Here is a 3,687-nt window from a genome sequence, read left to right as displayed (position 1 = left end):
CTGGCCTCCACGATCAAGCCGGTTGCGCTCATGCTAACGCTGCGCTCTGCTGCAGCGACTCTCAACAAACAGCCGTGAACGGAAGCGCGCCAGCGCCGCAGTTACACGGCGTACCCCACCGTCGCTGTCGGCGGCAGCGAAACGTTAGACGCCATCGCGAGCATGTTAATTATCTCGAAACAGCCCGGCGGCCACTGTCCGTTGAGCGCGGTGGAGGCCGCCATCCCGTTCGCGTTGCTGTCCGCCTTCCTGCCCACGCCGCGAATCACCCTACGACAAATGCCGGTTCACGGGACGACTACTAGTTCTCGACCTGCCGACAACGTATCGCCTGCTCCGGCCTTCAGTTCATAGCGACCCACCGGAATGAACAGCGGTCGCTCACCCAGCGACAAGCTCAGCACGACATCGCGCGAGGCGCCGGGACCAAGGACGATGACTTGACCCGCTCCTAAGTACGTGCCATACCAATCGGACTGCATTTCCCGGGAGAACACGAAGAATGCCCACCGAGTTAGCGAGTCGGCAGTGGCGACCAAACTCACGCTGTTCTGCGTTGGATTCTGAATACGAAGTCGGACGACAACGGAATCTGGCCCCCGAGATCGGGAGACAGTGTCGGTCGACGCGACCAACGTCATCGATAGTGTCGAGGCATCGCGACTCATCGCGGGCTCCGTGGTTCGGCCGCAGGCCATCAGCCCCAACAGAAGCACAGATCGAAGCACATGCATTCTCAGCATTCGTCTCTCCTAGGTGTGTCTAACGCCGGCTTCTGCTGCGGGCGATCACATCAAACGCGAGCGCAGCGAGCTACCGAATCGCCCGTCTGCAGCAAGCATCGTTATGCGACGAGGCGATCGTAGTCCGCGTGAGTGCCGATCCAGAACCAGAGAATTCCATCCGGCACGTCCACGGCAAGCGCGCGATAGTGCGACCCCACGCGCGCAGAGTGAAGCCGACCAATGCGCTTAAAATGCAGTGACGGGTACCGAGGATTTTCCTTCAGCAGCGCAAACTGCTTATCGGCGAGTGCCCGCACCGCTGCCGGCAGCGCATCGTAACACGCCCAGAACGCGGGCGAGGCGTGATGGCTCACAGCTTGCGCGAGCGCCCGACTGCGTGATCAGCGCGAGCGGCATCAGCCGCGGCGTCCAAGCGTCCTGCGCCGACGTCTGCCTCGAACTGCCGATCCCAGCTCGCAGCGTCAAACTCGCTGAACCACTCTCGAAAGCTCGCCAGCTCGCGCTCAGAAAGCTGGCGAACCTCCTGCTCGATTTGCTCTACTTTGGTCATCGCGTTTCCTCCGGGTGTCCTGAACAATAACCGATGGCAGATTCGTTCGCATAACGCCGGCTGCTGCTGCGGGCGATCAAATCAAATGCGAGCGCAGCGAGCTTCCGTGCCGCCCGACTGCAGCAAGCATCGTTATGCGGCGCCGCGGCGACGTGGATGATGTAAGGCCTCCACCACGGCCGCCGGATTGTGAGCTGCCACCTGAAGGAGCGCCAAGGCCGGCCCCTCTGGTACTCGGCGCCCCTGTTCCCAGTTTCTGAGCGTGGAAACGCTGACGCCGATCATGAGGGCGAATTCCTCTTGAGACTGCTCGAGATCGGCGCGCACCGCTTTCACATCGGCTGGCTTAAAGGTGCGCGAACGCGAGGGCTTCCGCTCGCCGCGGCGGATGGCACCGAGTTGGCGCACACTACTGAGCAACTCTTCAAAGGCTTCGGCTTTCACTTGAACTCCTCGCGTACGACGCGCGCCAGCGCGCGGATCTGGGTGGGCGACAGATCGCCCTGCTCGTTCTTCGCGTACATGTATACCATGTAGGACAAACCGTCATCCACGGCCCAATAGTAGATCGTGCGAACGCCGCCGCGCTTCCCTCGCCCCTCGGCGCCCCAGCGCAGTTTGCGCAAGCCCGCTCCGCCGGGAATGAGCGCCCCTTGCTCTGGACGCAGGCTGATGGCGCTTGCATCGCGCGGTACTGCTCATCATCAAGATGCCGACGGAGACTGGCCGTGAAGATTGGCGACTCGATGAAGCGCATGATGAAACATACGCCATTGGCGTAGTCGACGCTAGCGGCTGTTCCGAACCTGCATTAGCCGCATAACGCCCAAGTTCACTTGCAAAGGAATACGTAAATGCGAGCGCAGCGAGCCTCCCAAGCTCCTTTGACAAGTGCAACGTAACGTTATGCCGACGGCGCGCGACGCGTGATGCGAATCGCGGAGCCTTCCGGGAGACAGATGCGGCAGGACCCTCTCCCTTCACTGACTGCGACACACGGCGGCCAATCTGCCGATAAGACCTTCTTGGCCGTCGTCCATCAGTTCGCCGCTCCGTGAACCTCGTCCCCAAGTGTTGGCCAACACCGCGATGACGAGATCAGCGTCCTTCCATACAGTCAGTCCGGCCTGCACACCGGCGTTCGAGCCGCTGATACTCAAGCGATTTGGATTGGCTCGTGGGAACCAACCAAAGCTCATTGGCGATTCGACTCCGTTAATCGAAGGCCGAGCCCAAATCAGGGCAACGGAAACCGGCGTCAGGAGTCCCGGCTCGCGCATCGCGCGGCCAAAGGTGAGGAGATCGTCCACGTTCGCGATCAGTCCGCCGCCTGCCATATTGTGGGAGTAGTCCCAATCGGGCACACGCTGAGGCGCGTCCGTTAGCTCATGAAAGTCCACCAAGTCGTACCAAGAGTAGCGCGCGGCCCGCTGCGTGCCTCCGAGGCCCGGCCGGTCAAACTGCACCGACTTGAGCTTCAGGGGGCCGAGTATCCTTCGCGTGACGTACTGCTGATAAGGCACGCCCGAGACACTTTGAATGGCCATCGCCAGCACGTTGTAGCCATAACTCGAGTAGGAGTAGCGCGTCAGTGGACGCAGCTCCGGCACCCACGCACTGTCCCGGAATAGCGGCAGAATGTCGCGTACGTCGTCGAAGTGCCTAGCGTACAGCGCTTCGTTCCGTTCGGGACCCCAATGCCGGAGTCCACCCAGGTGGCTCGCGAGCATGCGCACCGTGACTGGCGTTCCAGTCGGATGATGTGGAAAATCCGGCACGTACCGCTGAATCTCGGCGTCCAGATCGATGCGTCCCTCCTCGACCAGCTTCAGTAAGGCAGCGCCAGTGAATGCTTTGGTGATGCTGGCAATGCTGAATGGAATCGACGGGTCGGCGGGTATCGCAGCCTCTTTGTTGGTAAAGCCAGATGCTTCCCGGAACACTATCTTGCCGCGCTGGAGGACACCGACGGAGATAGCGACGTTCTGCTGTCGCGACTGGAACTCGGTGACCACTCGCCGAAACGCGAGCGCGGAGTCAGCGCATCCCTCGGCTGGAGAGGTGCGCAGGACCGCTTGTGGCGTGTCGGTTGCCGATATCGTTGGTGGCGCATGTGCTGGAACGCACGCGGCAAAGTTCGCGCATGCGAAGATAATGTAGGACTTCAACGCGCATTGACGGTATCGGAGCATGGGTCAAGTGTTCCTCACAAAAGGGGTCAAGCATTAGGAGACGCTTGGGCGGTTCATCGAGCTCATCGTTGCCGCTGATGACGTGCCAATAGGCGCCTGGCCCTTCCAGCAGCTCCACGTGCAGGAAGGTACGTGGGCGGCATAACGAGGTTGTAGGATAAGTCCCGAAGCAGGCCAATGTGGAAACGGAACTTGAGGC

The 3,687-nt window shown here is 61.1% G+C and carries 6 protein-coding genes; all 6 read right to left on the bottom strand.

Features of this window, described 5'->3' with window-relative positions:
- Positions 1 to 287 precede the first annotated feature (287 nt).
- On the bottom strand, positions 288 to 545 hold the full coding sequence (locus tag ACLL97_RS10750; protein WP_411280469.1) for a hypothetical protein: 258 nt from the start codon (positions 543 to 545) through the stop codon (positions 288 to 290).
- A gap of 299 nt (positions 546 to 844) precedes the next feature.
- Positions 845 to 1,099 (bottom strand): hypothetical protein, encoded by a 255-nt coding sequence (locus ACLL97_RS10745; protein WP_411280468.1) that lies wholly within the window; start codon positions 1,097 to 1,099, stop codon positions 845 to 847.
- The gene (locus ACLL97_RS10740) at positions 1,096 to 1,296 is read right to left on the bottom strand and encodes a hypothetical protein (protein WP_411280467.1); all 201 of its coding nucleotides are present in this window, start codon (positions 1,294 to 1,296) and stop codon (positions 1,096 to 1,098) included. The genes ACLL97_RS10745 and ACLL97_RS10740 overlap by 4 nt, the downstream gene beginning before the upstream one ends.
- Before the next feature lie 132 nt (positions 1,297 to 1,428).
- Positions 1,429 to 1,740: a NadS family protein gene (gene nadS / locus ACLL97_RS10735; RefSeq protein WP_411280466.1), complete on the bottom strand. Its 312-nt coding sequence runs from the start codon at positions 1,738 to 1,740 to the stop codon at positions 1,429 to 1,431.
- Positions 1,737 to 1,922 carry a hypothetical protein gene (locus ACLL97_RS10730; RefSeq protein ID WP_411280465.1) on the bottom strand — a complete coding sequence of 62 codons (186 nt, stop codon included), beginning with the start codon at positions 1,920 to 1,922 and terminating at the stop codon, positions 1,737 to 1,739. The genes nadS and ACLL97_RS10730 overlap by 4 nt, the downstream gene beginning before the upstream one ends.
- Positions 1,923 to 2,276: 354 nt before the next feature.
- Positions 2,277 to 3,311: a serine hydrolase domain-containing protein gene (locus ACLL97_RS10725; protein WP_411280464.1), complete on the bottom strand. Its 1,035-nt coding sequence runs from the start codon at positions 3,309 to 3,311 to the stop codon at positions 2,277 to 2,279.
- Positions 3,312 to 3,687 lie beyond the last annotated feature (376 nt).

Origin of the sequence: Gemmatimonas sp. (assembly GCF_046594945.1) — a bacterium.
Classification (GTDB): domain Bacteria; phylum Gemmatimonadota; class Gemmatimonadetes; order Gemmatimonadales; family Gemmatimonadaceae; genus Gemmatimonas.
The sequence above is the reverse complement of the archived record's forward strand: the minus strand, read 5'-3'. Positions and strand labels throughout refer to the sequence as shown.